This is a genomic window from Gammaproteobacteria bacterium, from assembly GCA_013696315.1.
Lineage (GTDB): Bacteria > Pseudomonadota > Gammaproteobacteria > JACCYU01 > JACCYU01 > JACCYU01.
Map to the genome: position 1 here is coordinate 1 of JACCYU010000058.1, position 6,073 is coordinate 6,073.

3 protein-coding genes are annotated in these 6,073 nt (G+C 59.5%); 1 reads left to right on the forward strand and 2 read right to left on the reverse strand.

Features of this window, described 5'->3' with window-relative positions:
* The coding region (locus H0V34_03365; protein ID MBA2490773.1) for an FAD-binding oxidoreductase at positions 1–452 on the reverse strand (452 nt) is incomplete at its 3' end.
* Between the two features lie 1,484 nt (positions 453–1,936).
* The gene (locus H0V34_03370; protein ID MBA2490774.1) at positions 1,937–2,164 is read right to left on the reverse strand and encodes a hypothetical protein; all 228 of its coding nucleotides are present in this window, start codon (positions 2,162–2,164) and stop codon (positions 1,937–1,939) included.
* 599 nt (positions 2,165–2,763) lie between these two features.
* On the opposite strand from H0V34_03370, the gene H0V34_03375 reads away from it, so the two are divergent.
* Positions 2,764–6,073, forward strand: a 3,310-nt coding sequence (locus H0V34_03375; protein ID MBA2490775.1) for a hydantoinase B/oxoprolinase family protein, incomplete at its 3' end; no start/stop codon positions are given.

The following is a 6,073-nucleotide window of genomic DNA, read 5'->3' on the forward strand; positions in this document are numbered from 1 at the left end:
TCGTGCAATACCGAAGTGATGCCCGTGGCCTGCCAGTCATCGAAGATCGACCGCATATAATTCAGGCTGTCTTTCTCACCTTCGATGAACACCGACTCGTAATCGATCTCCCGTTGTTGCTGTGCGATGGTGGCGACGTCCGCGTGCATGCATTCGGGGCTGATCTGCATGTAGCCGGTGGCGTGATAGTGATACGCGTCCGGGTCCGATTCCCACACCTCCACACTCTGCGCCATGAGTTGTCGCATGGCGGGCTGGAAATAATTGTTGCGTATGACACCGCAGGCAATGCCGGAAGCGCCAGCGGCGACGCCCGTCTTGTCGATAACAAGAATGTCTTCCCCACCGCCCTGGCCACGCGCCTTGAACTCAAGGGCAAGATGATAAGCGGTGCTCAGCCCATGAATACCGGCGCCGATGACGAGGTATTTGATGTGACCTGGAAGTGCCATACAAAAAGATTCCTCCGCCCAGTCCGTGCCACGCAACGTTCTTGAAAACGCGATTGCTTGCCACGAGAACCACAAAAAATTTCGTACTCTTAACGACCGTCATCAGCCCCGTGTTGCTGCGAGCCGTAACAATGTGACGATGCGTGCTTATGCAACGGGCTACGAACCGCAACGCTGGCGGTCGCGTATCTCGTCACCTGGGGTCGGATGATCGATCTTCGGTCCCCGGAGCGTCAATCGCTCCTTGGACGTACCCCGTAGGGAGTAGCGAAGTTGTCGAAGGTTATGCGCAAGGCCGCCGCGTTTTTTTCCCGGGCGAAGCTCGACCACCCACCGCACCACGAGCGTCGTGGAAAGATTAAGGAATCTTTACCCCTGGCCGCACCCCGATCGCCGATCATGGCTGTAGACAAGTGCGCACCGAGCCAGCGAGTAAGTACAATTTACAGGGCAAGCCCTCTCAATCAGTGCCGGCCCCTGACTCCGCGCGTTGTTCACTTCGCGGCTGATTGGATAAGCATCAAGCCATGCGCAGGGACAAGGCTTGAGCAGTTGACCCACTCACGCACGTCGCCCGTCATCCACCAGTCGAAATCCTGCGCATCCGGTATTACCGGCATCCTGTTATGAAATTCTGTTCGCGGCTGACAAAACGGCCACACATTAGCCCGCCTCGGGCTTGCTGAACGAGAGCACGGGAGGGGTTAGCCGTTCAATTGGCTTGAGTACCCGCATTTGCTGCAATTCCCGGTTATCAGGGAGTTTAGTCATCACCGAAACATCGAGCCCAAGGCATTCTCGAGACATCTATACCCACTCAAGAACCGCACTGCAATAATATGACGACACGACTACCACGCAAGCGGGCGCGGCCTTGACTGATGTAGCGGATAGCGTTATGCTGCGTCGCATCAGTTTAAGCGTAACCGTTTTGACAGATCACAAGTGTCAGAAGGCAGTTTACTCAGGGAGAGCGGTCCCGGTTTAGCGACTTACGGATAGAGCGCATCATTCAGGGGCCGAGAGCCCCGCCCTTGCGGTGGGGCTTTTTCATGCGCTAAGCCCTTTCTTTAAAGGGCAGCATTTAACAGTTCGCCGTCTTTGGCTTTCTTCAGATTGGGGGACAGTCGCGGAATTAGAGATATCAGCATTCAACGTATGCTGGTTCTCTGGCACAAAACCCGATCCACCATCACTGCCGCTAATTGCCGCGTGATAGGCGCTTCCCGCACTAGTGCAGGGGCAAGCCTAGCTCGCTCTTTCTTTTTGTTGAACGCGAGAACCGACTGCGTTACCTCGGGCCCCCCCAGAGGATAATGGGACAGCAGCCTTTTTCGGCTGCTTGGGTTTCTTCTTTTCACGATTACTACGTAATTGACCTTTGGCCATTTTAGTTCTCCTTTACTTCACCACTGTAAACGACAGTCATCAGCACGTTACATCAGCAGGTAACCAATTGTTCGAATCTCCGGCATCATCATAGATCATTGATCATTCATCGGCTCCGAGGGTGGCTTCCGCCGCGCCTTGTTCTCCCTCTCATCTTCCGCGTCCTCGCCATCGGAAGCGCCCTGATCGGTCCACTGCTCATCCTTGTCGCCGGCTCTTTCAGCGGCGTCCAGCGCGACATCAGCAGCGTTCTTTACTGCCTTTTCCCAAATGTTCTCCCACGCGCTGAAGGTTTTCTTCCTGCTCCTGGTCGCAGCCCGCAACCCCGACGACCAGTGCCGCTGAAATCAGTATCAGTCTGACACCGTACATAAGGACACTCCGAGAAATGTGTTGGTGTAAGGCTTGCTCTATCGCGAAGCCCGCAATGCGACCGGTAAAACAATTGAACGGACGAAAGCGGTACAGGTTCCGACCTTAACACAACACACAAAGCCCCGCCCTATCCCAAGGGCGGGGCAATGCATTCTAGCCTGGCTACCGTAGCCCTCCGCTCGGTCGCCAGAGTTTATTTTAGCTGCATCGCAGCATGAGACTGGAAGCAACACGGATTAGCGGTACGTTTTGGGCGATAGGCTGTCGAAGCGCACCCGCGTTCCACTTTGCTCACCGTGACAGTTCCGGAGATTAAGGTATGATCGAGCTCCGTTTATCTGCGACCAAAGCGGAGCCGGGACGCAGATAACTGTCGCAATCAGCGCCTCTGGTGCGGAAATTGCCTGCCGGGGAAATATCGCGTCGGCGGCATCCCCGTCTGCTCTAAATTTAGTAGTGACAAAGCGCGGACCGATAGTCGGTGCCAGGGCATGTTGCCGTAGTAAGGTCACATCGGGATCCGCAACCCAAAGTGATCACAGCCGATATGCAAACCTCGCAGTCTTTGCGCTGGCAGTTCTGGATCGACCGCGGAGGCACCTTCACTGATGTGGTCGGCAAGCGGCCCGATGGCACACTCGTGTCCTGCAAGCTGCTGTCCGAGGGCTCTGATCAATACACCGATGCCGCAGTGGCGGGCATCCGTCGACTGCTTGGGCTGAAGAAGGGCGAGCCGATCAAGCCCGAGACGGTTGAGTGCGTGAAGATGGGAACGACGGTCGCGACCAACGCGCTGCTCGAGCGCAAGGGCGAGCCGACCTTGCTCGTTACCACAGAAGGCTTCGGCGACGCGCTGCGCATCGCATACCAGGAGCGGCCACGCATCTTTGACCGGCGCATCGTGTTGCCCGAGCAGTTGTACGCGCGCGTGATCGAAGCGCACGAAAGAGTCGCAACGAACGGCGAAGTCATCGAGCCGCTCGATCTGGAGCATCTGCGTGACGAAATGCGCGCCGCGTATAAGGCCAGCCTGCGCAGTGTCGCCATCGTCTTCATGCACGGCTACCGCTATACGGCGCACGAAACGGCGGCGGGGTGTATCGCGAGGGAAATCGGTTTCCCGCAGATCAGCGCGTCACACCACGTCAGCCCGCTGATGAAGTTCGTGAGCCGCGGCGACACGACGGTCGTTGACGCTTATCTGTCACCGATTCTGCGCCGCTACGTCGAACAGGTCGCGGCCGAGATGCCGGGTGTGCGTCTGTTGTTCATGCAATCGTCCGGTGGATTGACCGACGCGCAGGCCTTCCAGGGTAAAGACGCGATCCTGTCAGGGCCGGCCGGCGGCATCGTCGGCATGGCGCGCACCGCACAATTCGGCGGTTTCGACCGCGTGATCGGCTTCGACATGGGCGGCACCTCGACCGACGTCAGCCATTACGCGGGCGACTTCGAGCGCACCTTCGAAACACAGGTGGCTGGTGTGCGCATGCGCGCGCCGATGATGCGCATTCACACGGTCGCGGCTGGTGGCGGCTCGACACTGCGCTTCGACGGTGCGCGTTTTCGTGCGGGACCCGAGAGTGCCGGTGCGAATCCCGGGCCGGCGTGTTATCGGCGTGGCGGTCCGCTGGCGATGACTGACGCGAACGTGATGGTCGGCAAGATACAGCCGGATTACTTTCCGAAGGTGTTCGGTCCCGGCGGCGACGAGGCACTTAACTGCGAAATCGTCGTGACCAGGTTCAACGAGATGGCCGCCGACATCGAACGCAGCACCGGCGTGAAGCGCGCGCCCGAAGCGGTTGCCGAGGGCTTCATCGATGTCGCGGTCGGCGCCGTGGCCAATGCCATCAAGAAGATTTCGATCGCGCGCGGCTACGACGTGACTCGTTATACGCTGCAATGTTTCGGCGGCGCCGGCGGTCAGCATGCCTGCCGCGTAGCCGATGCGCTCGGCATGAACCGCGTGTTCATACATCCATTGGCAGGCGTGCTATCGGCCTACGGCATGGGCCTGGCCGACCAGAGCGAGATGCGCGAAGCCGCGATCGAGAAGCCGCTCACCAGTGCGCTGAATGCGGTGAACCGGACGCTGGATTCACTTAGCTCCGAAGCGCGGGCCGAACTGCGTCGGCAAGGCGTTGAGCCCGGCGAGATGCAAATATATCGTCGAGTGCATGTGCGCTACGAGGGCACCGACTCGGCGCTCGTCGTGCCCTTCGGCGAAGCGGCCGAAATCCAGGCGTCTTTCGAAGACGCGTACCGCCAGCGTTTCGCGTTTCTTATGAACGAGCGTGGACTGATCGTCGAGGCGGTGTCGGTAGAAGCGGTCGCAGCAGGTCACGCATCCACCGAGCGGCCCCACGCTCCATCGGCGCGTAAACGCGCACCGGCATCCGTGCACACGGTGCCACTTTTCAGCGGCGGGCGCTGGTGGAAGGCATCGCTGTTCATTCGTGATGCTATGCACCCGGGTCATACCATCGACGGCCCGGCCATCATCGCCGAGACGAACGCGACAACGGTCGTCGAGCCGGGCTGGCGCGCGCGGGTGACTGACCTTGAGCATCTGGTGCTCGAGCGCGTGCAGCCGCGTCACACGCACAAGGGAATCGGTACGACCGTTGACCCGGTCATGCTTGAGGTTTTCAACAACCTGTTCATGAACATCGCCGAGCAGATGGGAGTGCAGTTGCAGAACACCGCTTACTCGGTGAACATCAAGGAGCGGCTCGACTTTTCATGCGCCCTGTTCGATGCCGATGGCAATCTGATCGCCAACGCGCCGCACATCCCTGTGCATCTCGGCTCGATGAGCGAGTCGATCAAGACGGTGATCGCGCGCAACACCGGCAAGATTCAGCCCGGTGACGTGTTCATGCTCAACGACCCGTATCACGGCGGAACACATTTGCCGGACGTGACCGTGGTGACCCCGGTTCTCGACGACCGGGGCGCCGAGATCCTGTTCTATGTCGGCTCGCGAGGCCACCACGCCGATATCGGCGGCATAACGCCCGGTTCGATGCCGCCTTTCTCCGCGCACATCGACGAGGAAGGCGTACTGATCGACAACTTCAAGCTGGTTGCCGGCGGACAGCTTCGCGACAAACAAGCGCACGAGTTGCTGCGCAGCGGCCCCTACCCTTCGCGCAACCCATCGCAAAACCTAGCCGACCTGCAAGCGCAAATTGCGGCAAACGAAAAAGGCGTGCAGGAACTGCACAAGCTGGTCGCGCAGTTCGGGCTCGAAGTCGTGCAGGCGTACATGCGGCATGTGCAGGACAACGCGGAAGAGTCAGTGCGCCGTGTGATCAGCGCATTGAAGGACGGCGAGTTCACCCTGGCACTCGACAATGGCGCGCAAATTCATGTCGAGATCCGCGTGGACACGAAGCACCGCAGCGCCGAGATCGATTTCATCGGCACTTCCCCGCAACTGGCGAACAACTTCAACGCGCCGACCGCGGTGTGCATGGCCGCGGTGCTGTACGTGTTCCGCACGCTCGTAGAGGATGATATTCCGCTCAACGCCGGATGCCTGAAGCCGCTGAAGGTGATTATTCCCGCAGGCTCGATGTTGAATCCGCGAGCGCCCGCGGCGGTCGTCGCCGGCAACGTCGAGACGTCCACCTGCATCACCAATGCGCTGTACGGCGCGCTGGGCGTGATGGCGGCGGGTCAATGCACGATGAACAACTTCACCTTCGGCAACGACCGCTACCAGTACTACGAGACGATTGCCGGCGGCTCTGGAGCCGGCCCGGACTTCGATGGCACCTCGGTCGTGCAGACGCACATGACGAACTCGCGCCTAACCGACCCCGAGGTGCTCGAGTACCGCTTCCCGGTGC